An 18680-nucleotide genomic window follows, 5' to 3' on the forward strand; every position below is an offset into this window, starting at 1 on the left:
ACATGACCCAGTACATGGATTTTGAGAAACCGTTGGCCGAGATCGAAGGCAAAGCGGAAGAACTGCGCGCTATGGCGCGGACAAATGAAGAGGCCGATCTGAGCGATGAGGCCGCGGCACTTGATGCCAAGGCGGCGCAACTGCTTATCGACCTGTACAAAGATCTGACCCCCTGGCGGAAATGTCAGGTAGCGCGCCACCCGGAACGCCCCCATTGCCGCGACTATATCGATGCGCTGTTCACTGAATACACTCCGCTGGCCGGGGACCGTAATTTTGCCGATGATCTGGCGGTTATGGGGGGCTTGGCCCGTTTCAACGATCAGCCCGTGATGGTTATTGGCCATGAGAAAGGCTCGAACACCAAGGCGCGGATCGCCCATAACTTTGGTATGGCCCGCCCCGAAGGCTACCGCAAAGCCATCCGATTGATGGAAATGGCGGGTCGATTTGGCCTTCCGGTTGTGACTCTGGTGGACACCGCCGGCGCCTACCCTGGCAAAGGCGCTGAAGAACGTGGTCAATCAGAAGCAATTGCCCGCTCTACCGAGATGTGTTTGAAAATCGGCGTACCGCTGATTTCTATCATCATTGGCGAAGGCGGCTCAGGTGGCGCTGTGGCCTTTGCAACAGCGAACCGCGTGGCAATGTTGGAACACTCCGTTTACTCCGTTATCAGCCCCGAAGGCTGCGCTTCGATCCTTTGGAAGGATGCTGAGAAAACGCGCGAAGCCGCCGAAGCGTTGCGCCTGACCGCCCAGAATCTCAAGGAGTTGGCCGTCGTCGACAAGATCATTCCTGAGCCACTTGGCGGCGCACACCGCAATGCTGACGCCGCCTTTGACGCTGTGCGCGGCGCGTTGGGTGAAATGCTGGCCGAGCTGAGCGGCAAAGATGCCGCCGCATTGGTCAAAGATCGCCGTCAGAAATTTCTGGATATTGGTTCAAAGGGCTTGGCCGCCTAACACTCGTCACGCGCGAATTAGAAAACTGACACAGAAAGACCGGCCTCTTAGCCGGTTTTTTTGCGCCGTCGGCGATTTCCTCTCGCGGACATAAATGTCGGGTGACTGGCACGCCATGCACTGCGCCTAAACACAACGAACACAGATAGGCTACCCCGCAAGCATTCTCAGGCCCTGTGTCACATCTGATCGGACTGCCAGCCGCAACCCCGGCTCATCTCCCGCCTTGAGCGCTGCGATAATCAACTTGTGGTCATGTGGAGGCTCAGTACGCCGCAAACGCCCATAAAGCGCTCGCATCGTAGGCCCCAACTGGAGCCAGACCGTTTCTGCCATGGCTAGCATCGCCGGTGCCTGCGCGCGCAGATAAAGCGTCCGATGGAACTCCAGATTGGCGCGGATATACCCAACTGCATCCCGTTTGGAGATCATCTCAGCAACATTGATATTGATGCTTTGCAACCGGTCAATCAGCGCAATATGCGCACGCGGTAAAGCCCTACTGGCCAACTCGACCTCAATAAGCGCGCGCAACGCTGCCAGCTCTTCAATCCGCTCATTGGTTAGCTCAGGCGTCGAGACCCGGCCCGAGGAGGACAAGAACAACGCCCCTTCCGCCACCAATCGGCGAACCGATTCGCGAGCAGGTGTCATCGACACATCAAATTCCCGCCCTATCCCGCGCAGGGTCAACGCCTCTCCCGGTGCGACCTCACCGTGCATGATCCGGGTCCGCAAGGTCCGGTAGACACGGTCATGGACAGACCCTATGGGCGGCTCGGCGGTGGGGCGAATGGGATTGGACATGGCCGACCTTGTGATCACAAATGGCGCACCCGTCAACCACAACCATCCTTATGCAACATAGTCTATTTGGGTCTAGCTGAACCTATAACGATGCAGGTTGTTGCCTTCACTGCGCAGCCAGCCCCGCGCTCCATCATAGTTGCCATAGAGCTGTTGAACGATGGCCCAAAAGGCAGGCGAATGATTCATCTCGGCCAGATGTGCAACCTCATGGGCGGCAACATAGCGCAACACCTCCGGCGGCGCCAAAATCAGCCGCCAAGAGTACATCAACGCCCCTTCTGACGAACAGGACCCCCAACGAGATCGGGTATCGCGTAGGCTAATGCGGTTGTATCCACAACCCAACGCCGCGGCATACTGGTCGGACGCGTCCGCTAGCCGATCACGCGCCAACTCCCGCAGATATCTTTGAATACGCCGCCCCGGCTTCACACCTTTGTCAGCACCCGGCACAGCCAATTGCCCTGACTTCAGAAGCACACGACGCCCCCCCCCGGCAACCACCTGCCGTGGCTGGCCGTCGATGGGCAGCACGCTGCCGTAGTCAACCTCGACGCTATCGGGATGTCGTTCAAGATGCTCGCGGATCCAGCTTTCCTTTTCACGGGCAAAGGCCAGCGCCTCACGGTCTGGCACCCGCGGCGGCAGCGTCAGCGTTACCCGACCATCCAGCCCGGAGACTCGCAGACTGATCCGCCGCGCCCGTGCAGAACGGCGCAGTGTCAACGGAACCGGTGGATCTCCGGGCAGGTGATGATCGGCCATAACGCCCCCCCTTTTGGCAAAGGCTTTGACACTACCTGACGCATATGGCAAGGCAACTGAATCGTCGAACCGACTCAGCAGAAAATCAAGGGGATCCACATGCCCAATGAAGAATGGGGTGTAAAGCGCGTTTGCCCAACAACCGGCAAACGTTTTTACGACCTGAACAAGAACCCGATCGTCAGCCCCTACACCGGTGAGGCTGTCGAACTCAACAATGGCAAGAGCCGCATGATAGAAGCGGACGCAGAAGATGCGGCAAGCCGCAAGGCCAAGGAAAACACCGACGGCGATGACGCGGTGCTTGATGATGCCGAAGACGTCGATCTGGATCTGGGCGACGACGTCCTGGATGATGACGATGACGAGGATAACGTCTCGCTCGACGAGATCGCTGACGTAGCCTCCGAAGACGACGACTCCTAAGGCGACAAGGCCCTTGGGGGAGGTGCCGCCACCTCCCCCGGACACCCCGAAACACACCGGGAATTTGTGTGTCTAAAAAATCTAGGATGGTGGTGCATTTTCCTCTTGCGGCCCGCGCCAGCCTCCCTTAAATCACCGAGACACACTGCGGAACGGAAACGAAACGCGGCTGTTTGGGGCCTTAGCTCAGCTGGGAGAGCGCCTGCATGGCATGCAGGAGGTCAGCGGTTCGATCCCGCTAGGCTCCACCAAACATCTCTTGTAAATTGTCGGATAGTTTTACCTTTTTAGTCAGAGATACTGCCTCTAACTGCGCGAAATTTGTCCTCAACGATAATGCTTAACCGATCCGACGCAGATGAAACCACTGCATGATCGGCGAAAGCCGTCATTCTCGGCAAGTGCGAGATGCTAGTCGCGGCTTGTTGAGAGCCGACACTTGGGAAGACAAGATCAGCACACACAAGCACGCAAGAAGTTTGCCCTACTCACGACTATCAACCTAGGGTATTGTATACGGGTCGAGTTGTTTGAGATTGAACACGCAATGCATTTGAGCAAGATAAGACTCAGGAATTACCGCCGCCTCGCGTACGTGAAGATTGATTTAGATAGCGAAATCTCGATTTTCGTGGGTGCAAATAACAGTGGCAAGACCTCCGTTGCCCACGCAATGCACTTCTTCATAAGCGGTGCCCGTGACCGTGTCAGTTTTCATGACATAAGCGCATGCCGGTGGAGGGACATCGACGCATTTGAATCCGTTCAAGCAGACGCTGCACTTCCAGTTCTGTCGCTTGATCTATGGTTTGGGGTCGAGCAAGCGGATCTGCATCGAGTCATCGACCTTCTTCCCAACCTTGAATGGCAAGGAGCAATGGTCGGCGTTCGTATCGCCTTCGCACCGCGTAACGAAGATGAGACTTTGGTGCGCTTTCAGGAACGACATGCACAGGCACAAGAAGCGGTCGCCGACCTTGAGACGCCGGAAGGCCAGGAGCCATATGTAGCTCCGCCGCGAACGCTGCGAGAATACCTAGAAGGCGAGCTCCAGCGAGAGTATGAATTCAAGTATTTCGTCCTCGATGAGGCCCAATTCAACGATGAACTAGAGCCTAACGAAGGTTACGAACCGCAAGAGCTGCTACGGGATCAGGGACGAACGGGAAAGGACATCGTCAACTCGCTGATCAAAGTCGATTTCCTACACGCCCAACGCCATCTTTCAGACAGTGAGGGGGGCAGCCGTTCCGAGGAACTTTCGCGGCACCTTAGCCGCTATTACCAAAGAAATCTTGAGCGCCACGGTGACGACTACAACGCGATCAGGGCGCTCGCGGATTCGGAAATACTGCTGAACCAACATCTCGAACAGGTCTTCGCCGATACCCTCCAGCGGCTGGCACAACTGGGATATCCGGGACTGACCAATCCGCGCCTGATGATCAAATCCGCACTTAATCCTGCGACAGTGATGAATAGCCAGGACGGTGCCCATGTTCACTACGCCCTGAACGATGAGGGACTGACGCTGCCCGACAAATATAACGGGCTCGGCTTCAAAAATCTGATCTATATGGTGGTCGAACTTCTCGATCTTCACGCACAGTGGCTAGCAACAGAGGAGAAGCGCCCACCTCTGCATCTGGTGTTTGTCGAAGAGCCAGAAGCTCATTTGCATGCCCAGTTGCAGCAAGTCTTCGTCAGCAAGGTGTTGGAGATTCTGGCGGCGGAAGGTGACGCGCCAGATGGTTTCCACACGCAGTTGGCGTTGACGACGCACTCTCCGCATATCCTGTACGAGCGTGGCTTCCAGCCCATTCGCTATTTCAGGCGCGAAGGCACAGGCATTGCACAAACCTCAAAGGTCCTGAACCTATCGGAATACTATCGTACCGCGGCCAACCCGAGCCGTGATTTTCTGGAACGCTATTTGAAGCTAACGCACTGTGACCTTTTCTTTGCCGACGCGGCGGTGCTCGTCGAGGGCAATGTCGAACGGCTCGTTATGCCGCAAATGATAGCTAAAGCAGCGCCCGGTCTGCGTTCCTGCTACCTTAGTGTTCTCGAAATAGGTGGCGCATATGCCCACCTGTTCCGAGCGCTTATTGAGTTCCTCGGAATAACAACGCTCATCGTTACCGATCTGGACAGCGTACACGCACCCGTCGAACAAGAAGACGATGATGCCTTCAACCCGGTGGAAGGCGACGATGAAGAGGATGAAGTTGCAGCCGGCAGCACTTGTACGCCGGAAACACCGGATGCGGTGACGTCGAACCAGATGCTTGCTCAATGGTTGCCTGGCATGAATAAGCTCGATGAGCTTTTGGGTGCCGTTGCCACAGCCAAGGCCATTGCCGCCGACGAGTTTGGGCTTGGCGCTATCCGTGTCACTTATCCCTGCACAGTCATTCTTGAGCGCAACGGCGAGCAAATAGAACGCGCTGGTCGCACTCTCGAAGTCGCCTTCGCCTTCGACAATCTGGAGTGGACACAGGAATTCGCCAATCGGGAGTTGAGGCTCCGGGTGCGCGCACCGCAAAATCTGGAAGACCTAGCACGGCGTCTTCACGATAAAGTTCACAGTTCGAACTACAAGAAAACGGATTTCGCGCTCGCATTGCTCGCGAAGGACCCTGACGCTTGGAACGTCCCTCACTACATTGCCGAAGGCCTGGAGTGGCTCGAAGCCACGCTGGGCGTAGCAGTGGAAGAGGACGAGCAGCAAGAAGGTGACGCCGCATGACAAGCCGCATCGGCAAGCCCAATACGGATACCGACACGGCACTTCATGAGCGGCTCGCGGGTGACGGCAACCGGCATTTTGTGATGGTGGCGGGAGCGGGTTCGGGAAAGACAACGTCGCTCGTGAAAGCCCTTGCTCAAATCGAACGCACCCAAGGGCCTGCACTGCGCCGAAACGGGCAACAAGTCGCCTGCATCACCTACACCGAAGTGGCTGTGGAAGAAATTCGCGGAGACGTCGGGAATGATGAGCTGTTTCACGTCTCGACGATCCACAGCTTTCTCTGGACTGTCATAAAGCCATTTCAGAACAATCTACGGGAATGGGTAAGCAACCGGTTGCAAGAGAAGATTGCCGAAGAGCAAGAGAAAATCGACAAACCGCGAACGAGAGAAGCCACGAAAGCCCGCGCCACGGAGAACATCGTACGGTACAATCGACAACTAACGGAGATTACTGCGGTGAAGAGCTTCCGGTATGGGACAGGAAGCGACTACGTGAACGGCGTTCTCGGCCATAGCGATATCCTGAAGATCGGCCCCGAATTTATCGCCGGCCACGCATTAATGCAGACCCTTCTGACACGTCGCTTTCCGGTCATCTTTGTCGATGAGAGTCAGGACACAGACCCGGCCTTTGTGGATGCGCTCCGCGCAGTGGCGCGAGCGGTTCCACTAGGCTTCTGTCTCGGCTTCTTCGGCGATCCGGTGCAGAAAATTTACATGCAAGGTGCCGGACCCATTCCGCCAGAAGAGGGATGGGAGACGCTTGAAAAGCCGGAAAATTTCCGGTGTCCGCAGGCCGTGCTTCGCGTCATCAACCGGATCAGGGCGGAAGACGACCAGCTTGAGCAAACGCGCGGCCGCCACATTAAGGTGAACGGGGAAAACACTCCCGTCGAAGGGTCAGCCAGAGTATTGATCCTGCCCGCCGATGATCGGCGACAGGAACGTCTGGAAGAGGCACGCCGCTGGCTCGCCAATCAGGACGGTGATGAAGGCTGGTTGGAGGAAGAAGACGAAGAAGCGTTGCGACTACTGGTGCTGGTCCACCGGATGGCGGCAACCCGATTGGGTTTTCCAAACCTCTACAGCGCACTTAATGACAGATCGCCAGAGGACCTAAGTAGCGGAGTGATTGACGGCACTGCCTGGGTGGTACGCCCGTTTTTGTCGTACGTCCTTCCTGTGGTGCTTGCGCGTCAACAAGCGCGGGAGTTCGAGATTATGCGCCTGCTTCGCAAACACTGTCCGCGGTTGCAGCCGGATGCGCTGGCTGGTGTCGACACCGCGGGACTTCTGAATGGGCTGCAAGGACAGATCGGCGAATTGGTGGCGATTTTGGAAGCCGGGGGGGACGCGCGCGTCGGCGATGTCGTCCGTTTCATGAGAGACAACAACTTGATGGCGCTCGATGATCGCTACGTCGAGCTCATCGACCTGTACGCAAGTACTGCCGAACCTGTTGCCGAGCCTGCGGTCGACAATGCCGCCCTTCGTTTCATGCAGTGCGGCGCATCGGAGCTATGGGGGTACCGGAAATACATCGAGAAGATGTCTCCATTCGCCACGCAGCAAGGCATCAAAGGGGCGGAGTTCGACAAGGTGATCGTGGTTGTTGACGATCAGGAAGGGCGAACCAACACCTTCTCCTACGGCAAATATTTCGGCGTTACAGAGCTCTCAGATCGAGACCGAGCAAACATTGCCGAGGAAAAGGATTCCGTAATCGATAGAACGAGGCGACTGTTCTATGTGTGTTGCTCGCGAGCCCTGTCGGATTTGGCGGTAATCATCTTTGCCGACGATACGAAGCAAATGCGCACAGAACTGATTTCCAAAGGGTTCTTCGAGACAGATTCCGTCTTCGTCCTGGAATAAGACCGAAAGTAAAACTGTTTCCCAGTAACAGACCAAGAGCTCCTTGAAGAGAGGTGGGACTACCATGGCCGGTCGAAAGCAGCACTTCATCCCTAGGCATTTCCTAAAGGAATTTGTCATTCAAGACGGAAGTGACAAGCTTTGGATGCATCGGCGCGGTCTGCCAAATCCTGTACCGGTATCCCGCGATGATGCCGCTGCAACCCGAGATTTCTATTCAAAGCCTGCCATGACAGATGCGCCAACACTGGACGATCTGATTACCGAATACGAAAACGAGCTGAAATTCGGTGTCGAAGAGGCGCGCGCCGTTGCAGCGGGTGATACTCTACCAAGTCACCTGATTAGCGAGATAGTTGCACATCTGACAATACGAGCTGCGTACTTGCGTGAATTGATAGATGTAGGGGCATCGGAGCTTGTTTCGTCAATCGATACCCTCATTCATCGACCCAGTGAGCTTTTCGATGGCATTGAATTACCTAAACACCGTGTTCCGTCAAAGTTCGAAAAAATGGCGATAGAGCAGTTCGAACAGCATCCAATCAACATGCTCACCAACTTGACACCCAAAGCGGTTGTGCGTCTGCTCTACCAGGCCATTCGAGAAGACTTTGATGCACTCCAGAATGCAGCGTCAAATGAGTTTGATGCTTTCCTGGAGCGTTTCCAAGGAGAATTCCAAGCAATGCCCCGAAAGGTGCATACTCAAGTTCTTAAGAAAGAGCTGGTGCCTGGGCCTCGAAAAGCCAAGCTGGAGGAATTTCGATGGCGGATCGTTGACTTTCCAACTGGAGATGCGGTTCTGCCCGACTGTGTTGCCGTCGCCGAAGACGCAAACGGTTGGGGACCTTATATTATGGCGGATCACAAAAGCATGACTCGCGTCGTGGTTCCGTTGTCTTCCTCAAAACTAGCGGTTGGCAGTGTTGCGGATGACTGGGGCAAGGTTGTGGAAATATATAGCCGGGCCTCACGTGAAAGCTGTTTTACTTTCTATTTGGCGAACCGAAGAGATGAAGTCTCACAAACCGATCTTGCGGAGCTTGGTGGCCCTGCGCGCGCCAAAATAGCCAACAAAACCTCTTCTGCGTTCCGCGAAACGGTTGAAGAATTCCTCGGCGATAACGCGAGCGTTTTTCAGGAGGATAGTGAGCCTGTCACATGGACTGATTTGCCTACAGATGAAGGTTTTTCGTATTCTGTCTCTTTTAAGGACTTCGGAGACGAGGCCTATGTGCAAAGAGTAGCAGAAAGCCTCAATGAAGTGGTCACAGCATTTGGGGGCTACCTCCCCATCCAACGCCTAGATGGCATCACGTTTGCCGTGGATTACGCAGGAGCACTGCAGGGACTTGACCGAGGTTTGGGTGTTGATCGCAGCATTGATCCTTCTGCGGGCGCAAACCCCAATGGCGTTGCTATGCCACTCGCAGTGCGACGTGACGACGGCATCAAGACGCACATTGTCCTTAGAGGGTATCTTGCGGAGCAGTTGATTTCGGAAGACGAAACCTTACGCGAGGAGGCCATTTCGGTCATCTCCTACTGCTTGGGGACAGCCGCATTCAACTCGCTTCTAGAACGCAAATTCCCGGGAACACTGCTTTCCCCATACACGGATCCTTATGAGGGCTGGCTCTTTCAATACAATGAGTCTTTGCTGGCGACTTATTTCTCCACCCGTCTCCTCGCCCCCAACACGGAGACGCTGGAATTCTATTCTGAGCAAGCACGCTTGCAAATTGGACAGATGATTTCGGCCACGACAGATGCACACACGCAATATCAAACAGACGGCGATCATAAACGCTTCTTTGAAGTTTGTGCTTCCCAAGCGTCGGGTCTCATGACGGCAATTGCACGGTATCTAGCGGCACGCGCCTCAGTAATCGGCCCGCGCCGACCAGGAGAGCCATTGGATCAAAAACTTGCGCAGTTGGAACTCATGAAGTGGTCAAAGCTCTTTGAAGAAGACCTTGCCGCATTTAACCGCCGACTGGGGGATTGGGCGAACCTAGAAGAGATGCATTTCCTCAACCGACACTTCGAACGCCTGCTGTTTGCAGTGGGTGTTTTGCCTGATCAATTGAACGACGGGTCGCTCTATATCCACACCTCCGGCGAACACAGGCTAGCTTCTCTGACTTTGTCCTAACTTGTCGCGTTATTGCTAGACCCCGGTTCCGCACATGCAGCGAATGGCCGGTCTGACGGACAGCGCCTCAGCATTGCGACCCGTTGGGGAACGGCAGCTCAGGGCCGATAGCATGACGTCCGCGACTACGCCTCGCACCTGGTCGCCTCGTATGCTAGGTTCCGCTCGATGACTAACGCGCGAGACGACTTCCCTGCCTCTGTCCGGCGTGCCTTAGCTGCACGGGCGGGGCATCGTTGTTCTCTTTGTAAGACGCCGACTTCCGGGCCGAGCGACGAGGCTCCCGAGGCGGTCACAAATGTCGGTGTCGCAGCGCATATTACAGCAGCCGCGCCTGGGCGCGGGGCGCGTCGATATGATCCGTCGCTCACCACTGAAGAGCGTCGCGGCGTCGACAATGGCATCTGGCTCTGCGGTACTTGCAGCATCATGATCGACAGGGATGAGGCGGTGTTCTCAGTCGAGGCACTCCGGACTATCCGGAGTGATCACACCGAGTTCGCACGTCTGGGCTATTCTATCGATGCGGATGTCGGGCTCATTTCACTCGGTCCCGATATTGTCGCTGCAGGGCGTGTCCTGCGCGTGGGGGTTGACGGCATTGTGGTTCGCCTGTCCTTTTTTCTTGTTGGCACCGCGCAGGATCTTTTGGCCTTCGTGCACCGGTTCGAAGAACTAAATGCGTGGACCCGATATGCCCTGCTAAGCGAAGCTGGGCTTGGCGGCCGCCTTAGCGGCGTTCCGGTTATCGAACGCGACAGTGCAGCGTGGCTCGTGACCCTCTGCCTGGACGTTTCCGCGCCCCGCCTGCCTGCGAACGACCTCTCCGGCATGTGCAATCGGACCGGGGCTCTAATCTCTGGCGAGGCTTACTGGATCCAGTATTTCGAAACAGCGCTCGCTTTGCCCCCCAGAACATGGTTCGCGAACATGGATGGTGGAAGCCATATCACTGCGCTGTACGAGACATTGAAAGATTCAGTGTGGTTCGAACACCTTGTCGCATGTGAACTGATCCGGATGGCATCTGTTAGTGGGCCGCCCAGTATGGGGGCAACCTCGAAATACCCACCTTTGGTATGCGTGCGACAAGTCCGTCACGTTGGTATCTCGGATACGACACTCTACGAACAGCGCCTCCGGATAGAGGTCGAATTCGATCTAGAAGGGCACGGTCGTTGGGTCGGTGAGTTGAAGCTATATGTTTACGATCAAGAAACGCTTCGTATCGAACTAGCAAAAGCCGCCTGGATGAGTGAAGCCATGCGACGCGCAAAAGCTGGTGAAGGCATGCTCCCCAGCCTCCTCCCTCCTGAGGGATGGACCGACGAGGATGGCTTCCCAAATTGAGTTAGCTGTACCAGTAACTACAAGAGCCAGCTATCGGGTGATGGCTACATAGATCGGAGCTAACCGGTTCGACATACCCTCATCACGACGTCCCCTTACTCCCCAGACAGCGTATTGACCGATGCAGCATGCCCAGCAAAGTCCACCATGCAGGTTGCGACCGGAGTATAGTGGTACCAGGTCGAATAGCCGCTTTGAGCCGAATGCGTTTATCGTTTCGGCACCACCCCTTCACAACTAAAAGGTGATTTGCGTTGCTATAACAAAAACAGAACATAGGTTAATGGGTGTTATGTGAACCGACTTCAGGTTGAACGCAGCACTGACCAACAGGTTCGTTTCTGACGGCCCTGACTACCCGCCCCACATTTCATCTGTGAAGGCTTGCATGTCAAATTCAGCGTCAGTTATGCCGAACTGATCTACCTTCTCCAATATGGGTTCAATCCGGACCAGTAAGGGAGCGATCTCAGCCTGAGCCGCATCTCCATGTGCAACTTGACCAGTTTCAAGATCCGCTAGTTTCCCGGCTCTTTCCAAATTTCCAGCCATATCAAAGCCTCTCATCATTCGCTCTGTCACTACCACAACTTGTTCGCAGAAACACGTTCTGGGGTCAGAATAGTCTGTTCTGACCCTCAAAGACCGTAAGTTTCCAGAAAAATTTTTTCTTCATGTGGGCAAGGGAGAGCTCGAAATGGGCCAGCAACGGTAGATTGGTTTAGCACCAGTGAATTCCACAAATCCAATGACTGATAGAGCATATTTAGCGTAAACCATTCAAAGAATTGGCTAATCGAAAAAGCCGATCCAACATCACACGTGACCGCAAACATAGGTTTCAAAGGCGTCAAATATCTTGCGATGTAAAACATACGTTTCCTAGCAAAACATATGTGACACCAAGCAAACCATTGTTTTCAATATTTATTTTTAGAAACAACATTGACCGATTCGGTGACATCTGATTCTTTGGCCATTGTGCAAATATGCAGTCCAAGGACTTAGACAACCTCATGAGTGTAGACCGAAATCTCCACGAAATTTTGAAGTGCCGTCTCAGGCTAGTTGGATCGTCCATGTCTAAAGTCGCGAAGACTCTCGGTATTGCACAAAGCAGCGTAACCGTGGTGAGCCAAGGTTATCGGACGTCGCACCGAGTGCAGTCAGAAATCGCAAGGCAATTGGACACCACCCCGGAAGCACTGTTCCCGGATCGTTATCCACAGCAGGAGGAGGAGGACACTAGGCAAAGCTAGTTCGGGAAAGTGAAAGGCCTTCCTGCGTCAACAGGAAGGCCTCTCGGAATAAAGTGTCGTTTGGTTCCGACGCCCTATTCATCCCCCGACACCAAAGAAAAGTCAACCCGCCGGAATGGTTCCGGCGGGGCGGATACACTCATCTTTTTAACAAGGGGGAGACAGCGCCTGTCTCGATCCGCGGCTTTGCGCGGAGCTGAAAGAGGTGCGCTCCACAACAATATGGCAGTACGTATACACCGCGACCCAGAAGGTAGTCGCGCAACCCGTCGCATTGCGCGGCGATCCAGAGCAAGCATGCGCGGCAGCATGATTGCAAAGCTTCCCGGATTTGGTCGCCCGCGCATCCTGCAATTTGAAAGCGCACTCGAATATGCCTTTCTGTGTTTGATGCTGATACGTGATGACATCCATCACATTTGGGACCAGCCGCCTGCGATCCAGTTCGTCGGTGCAGATGGCCGCCCCGCAAAACACGTATTTGATTTTCTGATCACGCTTTCGAGCGGGAAGAAAATAGCGATCGCCATCAAACCCATGAATCGCGTGCTCAGCCGCAACTTTATGAGTGAACTCGAGCACGTCACGCGGTCCGTGCCCAAGCAGTTTGCGGATCGGGTGCTCCTGATCACAGACAAGCAGATTGATCGCCGCAAGGCAGCGGTAGCGGCGCGGAAACTGGCAACGCTTCGCCCCTCTTTGACGGGGGCCGCAGCATGAATGCTCCTTGTCGTATTTCAAAATCAGACATGATCGCTAGTGAGGGTTTAGCAATTCGCCCTCTCGAGCAACAAAATGGCGGCTGGCTATTTGAGCGCGTTCTTCAGCCCGGCATCGTCGAGTGGTTCTCCTATCAAGATCTCACCAATCTCCTCAAACGGCCCGACACTAAGTTTCACCCAAATTACTTTGATCTTGCCGGCCAAAAAGCGCGCGCTGAAAGCAACGCCACAACCATCAATGAGCTGTCCGGAAAAACCCGCGCGATCGTACTTTTCCGCAAAGCGGTCTGCGATGTCCTTCTGCAACTGAGAACCGCAGCTGAGTTCTTTCGATCTCACGCGGGGTACAAGCGCATCAAAGACAAACTAGGAACACTCGTTCGAAAGCGATTGGGTGAAGGTGAATATTCATCTGGCTCAATAAAACCTAGCGCAACGATTTCGATGCGCAAATTACCTGGGAGCCGAAGAGCACTTGAATGGTTGCGAGCCTATGAAAATGCAGGTTACTCGGCGCTTGCCCTGATCCCCAAGACACACCGGTCTGGCAATAGAAAACCACGGTGGTGCCCGAAGTCGGAAGCCCTGATGAACCAGGTGATCGAATTCTATGCCAACACCCAACGCCCCACCAAAGTTCAAGCAGTGGCTGAGACGAAGACTCTCTTCGAAAGTGAGAACTGGCGGCGTGGAGACGCGGGACTTGCGCCGCTGCTGATCCCATCCGCAGTCACAATCCGCCGTCGTTTGGACTTGGCTGATCCCTACTATGTCTACGCCAAACGCCATGGAACAGCAGCGGCCAATGCGCGTTTCACACTTTTTGAGAACGGCCCCGATGTTATACTGCCACTTGAGCGGGTGGAGATGGATGAAAACAAGCTCGACGTGATCACGCTGCTGACTTTGGCAGGCATTTGGGATCACCTGCCACCTGAGCGCCAAGAGAAATTGGAGAGCGGGCGTCGTTGGATCTACATCGCCATCGACTGTGCCACCAAGTGCGTATTGTCCCTGAGGTTGGCCGAAAACCCGAACTCAGATGACGCCATCCGCGCACTTCGCGACATCTTCAGAGACAAAACACCCATCGCACAAGCGGCTGGTTGCGAAAGCACATGGCACCACCACGGCGGCGTACAGACCCTGGTAACTGACATGGGGTCTGCATTTGTCTCAGACGACTTTCAGGGCACTTTATCCTCACTTGGCATCACCGCTCACCTGCCACCAGCAGGTACGCCCTGGTTACGCGGCCATATTGAATCCTTCTTCAGAACCCTAGGCCACCGATTGATGCCGCTCCTTTTAGGGCGCACCTTTTTCGACACAGTAGAGCGAGGCGACTACCCATCGGAACAGCTTGCCTGCCTGTGTGATGATGACCTGATCACCATACTGCTGACCTATATCGTGGACATCTACCACAACGAGCCGCATGGATCACTCAACGGAGAAACACCCAACCAAGCTTGGGAGCGCCTAACCGGCGAACATGGTATTATGCCTGTTCCAGACGGTCTGACGATGCGGAAAGCCTTCGGGCGGCCACTCACGCGCAAACTGCGCGGCGATGGCGTGCTGTTTGCAGGCCTCTCCTACAGTTGTGAAGCGCTCCGCGACGCGTATCTCCACTCCCCGACCCGCGACGTGGAAATTCGTGCCGACCTTTCGGACATCGGCTGGATTGCGGTGAAGGTGGGTACAGATTGGCATCCTGCCATCGCCAATCAATTAGGTTTTGAGGGCATTTCCTACGATCAGTTAATTGAAGCAAGGCGCTCTCTTCGCCTTCGCAACAAGCGCAATGCGGAGATAGATGCCCCCATCGTCCGACGCGCAATTGAACGAATTTCAGAGGCAAACAATCGCGCATTCACCTTGCGTGAACTGACACCGTTTCACGTCACGACCGAAGATGTCTCACGGCATGAAGCAGCGCTGCACTATGCGCTTCGGTCAGACGCCGACCGCTTGGATCACATGTCTTCATCCGATGACCCGCTCGCCAGCGGCATTGAAATCAGGCCCTCCACCGAGACGCAAACCTTGCCTGAACAACAATCTCCCAATTCTTCGGAAACAAACGCGCCCGCTCGCCGCAAACGCTGGACCTTCAACAATGACCAATGATCGCATCAAACACACCGCAAAACGAGTTGCAGCTCTGCGCAATCACTTCATCAATCATGAACGTTTTGAACCGCTAGAGGCCCAATTGACGCTCTTGCTGGAGAAACGACTGGCAGACATCGAGATCGGGCAAACCAATGAAGCTCACGGCATGGCCCTTTCGGGGCCATCTGGCGCGGGCAAGACCACGGCCATGTCTTTCCTTGCACAACGAACACAAGAACGGCTGAGAGCGGAAGGACACGGCGACAGGTGTATCGTCAGCCTTCGTGTGCCCTCACCGGCCACCCTAAAATCCGTTGGGCAAGCCCTGTTGCGGGAGCTTGGGTACAAGATCAGCTCTGAGCGACAGGCGTGGTACATTTGGGATCTTGTTCGCCATCAGCTCAAGGAGTTGGGTGTTACCAATATTCTACTCGATGAAGCCCAGGAACTCGCATCGCGCGGCACCAAACATGAATTGAATTCGGTCGCCTCCATGCTGAAAACACTCATGACTGATCCTGAATGGCCTGTTGGCATCATCCTTTCGGGAACGCCGGAGCTGGAAGGGATCTTGAACCATGACCCACAGCTCGCGCGGCGGATGAAGACTGTCCGATTTGACAGCCTCTCTCCGACCGCAGATGCAGAAAACGCAGTCGATTTGATCGAAGCATATTGCGACGCTGGGGAGGTATCAGCCCATGAAAACACCCAGGAACAGGCGATGGGCGAACGTCTCATCCATGCGGCTGCAAATCAATTCGGTTTGGTGATCGAGCTGACAATCGCAGCCCTCGAACAAGCATATCTTGAAGCGTCTTCAACCCTACGGAGGGACCACTTCGCCAAAGCCTATCATTGTCGATCTGCCTGCGACAATACTCTCAATCCCTTTATCATTCCAGATTTCTACAGGATCGATTCCCGTCAGGTTTTCCCGGAGGCCGATACATGACGGTTGCAAAAGCTCAAGCGCTGCCGCTTTCGGTGGAATTTCGGCAAGGTGAAACAGCGGCGTCATTGGCGTCCCGCTTGGCCCGCAGGAATGGCGCTCCGCGCGCCATTACCTTCGGCTCTGATGTCGGTCTTACCTATCTTGGGATCACCAACGGCGAACCAGACGATGTCGCGCGGCTGGCATCTTTGGCCGGTTGCTCAGCCATGGATCTTCAGCGCGGCACGCCACAACTTACCTCCCCGGGCTGGTTTCGGCTGGGGGCTGAAACCATCAAGTTTACGGCCTTCAACCGAACTTCTCTCAAGGCCTGCCCCGAATGCCTGAAGGAGGCAGCGATACCTACGGACGCGGCACACTTTGGCATCTGGCAACTCACCTCAGTACGGACCTGCATACGCCACGGTTGCTATTTGGTGCCAATGCCCAAGGCGCGCAGCAACAAGGACACATTTGACTTCATGCATCTGTGCGATCAATACGACCCCATTCCCTCTGAGCTCGCGAACGACGCTGATCTCAAACTGGAAAACTACCTGCGAGACCGAGTTGAGAATGGTCCGGGCATTTCTTGGCTGGATAAATTGCCCTTCCACGTCGCGGCGCAAACCTGCGAAGGCTTTGGGCTACTGCTGACACAAGGTGCAAAGTTCAAACGTGATGACGCAACCCCTGCGCGGTGGGCAAAAGCTGGAAGCGCTGGATTTGAAGTGCTGAGAAAAGGTCCGGATGCGTTTAGACGCAAACTCAGAGAAATCCAAGAGGCGCATCCAGTAGACAACACCCAGTACCGCACCCGCTATCGAGTTTTCTTTGAGTGGCTCCGTCATCGAGACGATGATCCTGCGTTTGATGTCATCCGTGATCTGGTGCGGGATTTCATCTTCAAGAATTTTCCGATTTCCGAAGGTGCAATCGTCCTTGGGAAGCCCTGCCCCGAGCAATACGTCCACTCTCTTTCGACAGCTCGCAGCCACTATGGTGTCTCAGGCTGGAAACTCGCACGGAGATTGGAAGCAATGGGATTGGCGACACGCAACTCTTCGGGCCGTGGCTTTGTGCTGAGGCGTTACGTATCGACCGAAATCATCAATGACATCGTGACGGACTTCGATGCATTGCTCAATGCAAGCGAGACCGCAGAATGGCTTGGGATCGAGCGTTTCATGCTCACCAAGCTCTCGAACGCGGGCCTGATCTCCAAGTACTTCGCCGACAAAAACGCCTACCCACACTATCACCCGCGTGAAATCGAGCGTTTCTTTGCCGTGCTACGCGATTTGGTTGCCAAGAACGATACCGACAAAACTTACCTCGATATTCCATCAGCGTCGCACCGGGTGCGCATACCGACTGAGCGGGTGGTTGAAATCATCTTGAGAAACCGGATCGCGCTGGCGATATCAGCCCGGGAAAAGGTTAAGTTTCCAAATTTTCTGATCGCAATGGAGGACCTGAAAGGCGTCATCGCCACGGATCACGAAGGTACCGTGCGGCCAACACGCGCAGCAGAAATCCTGAACCTTAATATCCGCACCATTCGTAAGTTACTGGATCAGCGGCACTTGATCCCACGAGAAGTTACAGAACTCCAGTCGGGGCGAAAGCGGAGGTATGTCTGTGCCAAGTCAATGGAGAGATTTCGGGAGCGTTTTGTGTCGGTGACTGAGCTTTCCAAACAAACAGGCAGACTGCCAGGCACCGAAGCGATCTTGCAACTGGATCGAGGCATTGTACCCCTGCCGCTTGGACCAAGATGCAATCTTATTTTTGAGCGAAAAACCATAAAATAACTGACCGGTCATTCTCGCGTGTCGCAGAGAATGACCGCATAGAGCCCTCTTTGACGGATGCTGCATATTGCACAAATGTCAGGTATTCCTAGATGCAGCCAATCCAACGCCGCTTGCGACGAACAGGCCGCCAGTCGCCTTGTAAACACGAGTCATAACTGAGCGGGACAGTTCCAGTCCACGCACATATGCGCCAAAACACCCATAGAACGCGGCGACTGTGAAAGCACTAGCACTGACCACTAAGACCATTCCCACTAGTTGGCCGATGCTGTTGCCATCAGCGGACAGGAACTGCGGAAACAACGCTGTGAAAAAGGCAATTGCTTTTGGATTGCTGGCGGCAACGGTGAATCCACTGGAAAAGAGCTTGAATGCCGGTTCAGCAGCTCCATGGTCCGTCGTTCCCAACGAAACGCGCTGCGCGGCGGATCGCCAAAGCTGGATGCCGACATAGATGAGGTATAGGGCTCCCGCGTACTTTATAACCGCAAACAGGATCGCCGAACTCGTGATGACCAAACCGAGACCAGCAGATGCTGCAATCGCCTGCAAGGTTGAGGCTGAAGCGTTTCCACATGCGGTGGCCAAGCTTCGTAACCCCCCATAAGCAGCACCATGTGCGAATGCGATGAAGGTGCTGGGACCAGGTATTAACGACACGCCGAGGACGGTTCCTGCAAAAATCAGCCAGTAGGTCAGATCCATGTTGGTCTTTCTATATTCCGTT

General features: G+C 54.8%; 16 protein-coding genes and 1 tRNA gene. 12 read left to right on the plus strand and 5 right to left on the minus strand.

The window, feature by feature from the left end:
• Positions 1-2 precede the first annotated feature (2 nt).
• A complete protein-coding gene (locus ACEWZM_RS06990; RefSeq protein ID WP_414005753.1) occupies positions 3-965 on the plus strand; it encodes an acetyl-CoA carboxylase carboxyltransferase subunit alpha in 963 nt (320 codons plus the stop codon).
• Between the two features lie 150 nt (positions 966-1115).
• On the opposite strand, the gene ACEWZM_RS06995 is transcribed toward ACEWZM_RS06990, so the two are convergent.
• A complete protein-coding gene (locus ACEWZM_RS06995; RefSeq protein ID WP_414005754.1) occupies positions 1116-1772 on the minus strand; it encodes a GntR family transcriptional regulator in 657 nt (218 codons plus the stop codon).
• Positions 1773-1844: 72 nt separating this feature from the next.
• Positions 1845-2540 (minus strand): M48 family metallopeptidase, encoded by a 696-nt coding sequence (locus tag ACEWZM_RS07000; protein WP_414005755.1) that lies wholly within the window; start codon positions 2538-2540, stop codon positions 1845-1847.
• Positions 2541-2639: 99 nt separating this feature from the next.
• Here ACEWZM_RS07000 and ACEWZM_RS07005 point away from each other — a divergent pair, with 99 nt between their 5' ends.
• From ACEWZM_RS07005 to ACEWZM_RS07030, 6 genes are all read left to right on the plus strand, one after another.
• Positions 2640-2966, plus strand: a complete 327-nt coding sequence (locus ACEWZM_RS07005) for a TIGR02300 family protein (RefSeq protein ID WP_414005756.1) — start codon at positions 2640-2642, stop codon at positions 2964-2966.
• A gap of 175 nt (positions 2967-3141) precedes the next feature.
• A tRNA-Ala gene (locus ACEWZM_RS07010) sits at positions 3142-3217 on the plus strand.
• Positions 3218-3513: 296 nt separating this feature from the next.
• Complete coding sequence (locus ACEWZM_RS07015) at positions 3514-5715, plus strand: ATP-dependent nuclease (RefSeq protein WP_414005757.1); 2202 nt, start codon at positions 3514-3516, stop codon at positions 5713-5715.
• On the plus strand, positions 5712-7595 hold the full coding sequence (locus ACEWZM_RS07020; protein WP_414005758.1) for a UvrD-helicase domain-containing protein: 1884 nt from the start codon (positions 5712-5714) through the stop codon (positions 7593-7595). Before ACEWZM_RS07015 ends, ACEWZM_RS07020 begins: the two co-directional genes overlap by 4 nt.
• A gap of 64 nt (positions 7596-7659) precedes the next feature.
• Positions 7660-9753: a hypothetical protein gene (locus ACEWZM_RS07025; protein ID WP_414005759.1), complete on the plus strand. Its 2094-nt coding sequence runs from the start codon at positions 7660-7662 to the stop codon at positions 9751-9753.
• A gap of 168 nt (positions 9754-9921) precedes the next feature.
• Entirely contained in the window at positions 9922-11103 is a 1182-nt protein-coding gene (locus ACEWZM_RS07030) for a hypothetical protein (protein ID WP_414005760.1), read from the plus strand.
• Positions 11104-11457: 354 nt separating this feature from the next.
• Here ACEWZM_RS07030 and ACEWZM_RS07035 read toward each other — a convergent pair whose 3' ends face one another.
• Entirely contained in the window at positions 11458-11655 is a 198-nt protein-coding gene (locus tag ACEWZM_RS07035) for a hypothetical protein (protein ID WP_414005761.1), read from the minus strand.
• Positions 11656-12119: 464 nt separating this feature from the next.
• On the opposite strand from ACEWZM_RS07035, the gene ACEWZM_RS07040 reads away from it, so the two are divergent.
• A complete protein-coding gene (locus tag ACEWZM_RS07040; protein ID WP_414007980.1) occupies positions 12120-12362 on the plus strand; it encodes a helix-turn-helix domain-containing protein in 243 nt (80 codons plus the stop codon).
• Between the two features lie 309 nt (positions 12363-12671).
• On the plus strand, positions 12672-13082 hold the full coding sequence (locus ACEWZM_RS07045) for a hypothetical protein (protein WP_414005762.1): 411 nt from the start codon (positions 12672-12674) through the stop codon (positions 13080-13082).
• A gap of 86 nt (positions 13083-13168) precedes the next feature.
• Here ACEWZM_RS07045 and ACEWZM_RS07050 read toward each other — a convergent pair whose 3' ends face one another.
• Entirely contained in the window at positions 13169-13390 is a 222-nt protein-coding gene (locus tag ACEWZM_RS07050; protein WP_414005763.1) for a hypothetical protein, read from the minus strand.
• 282 nt (positions 13391-13672) lie between these two features.
• Between ACEWZM_RS07050 and ACEWZM_RS07055 the strand changes: the two genes are divergently transcribed.
• Genes ACEWZM_RS07055 through ACEWZM_RS07065 form a run of 3 tightly spaced genes read left to right on the plus strand, consistent with a single transcriptional unit; the run spans position 13673 to position 17950 of the window.
• Positions 13673-15217, plus strand: a complete 1545-nt coding sequence (locus ACEWZM_RS07055; protein WP_414005764.1) for a hypothetical protein — start codon at positions 13673-13675, stop codon at positions 15215-15217.
• Positions 15207-16157 carry an ATP-binding protein gene (locus tag ACEWZM_RS07060; protein ID WP_414005765.1) on the plus strand — a complete coding sequence of 317 codons (951 nt, stop codon included), beginning with the start codon at positions 15207-15209 and terminating at the stop codon, positions 16155-16157. The genes ACEWZM_RS07055 and ACEWZM_RS07060 overlap by 11 nt, the downstream gene beginning before the upstream one ends.
• Positions 16154-17950, plus strand: coding sequence for a TniQ family protein (locus ACEWZM_RS07065; RefSeq protein ID WP_414005766.1), 1797 nt, complete (start codon positions 16154-16156; stop codon positions 17948-17950). Before ACEWZM_RS07060 ends, ACEWZM_RS07065 begins: the two co-directional genes overlap by 4 nt.
• Before the next feature lie 78 nt (positions 17951-18028).
• On the opposite strand, the gene ACEWZM_RS07070 is transcribed toward ACEWZM_RS07065, so the two are convergent.
• Positions 18029-18658: a LysE family translocator gene (locus ACEWZM_RS07070; protein WP_414005767.1), complete on the minus strand. Its 630-nt coding sequence runs from the start codon at positions 18656-18658 to the stop codon at positions 18029-18031.
• Positions 18659-18680: the final 22 nt, after the last annotated feature.

The organism is Phaeobacter cretensis, assembly GCF_047372505.1.
In the GTDB taxonomy this organism is placed as follows: domain Bacteria; phylum Pseudomonadota; class Alphaproteobacteria; order Rhodobacterales; family Rhodobacteraceae; genus Phaeobacter; species Phaeobacter cretensis.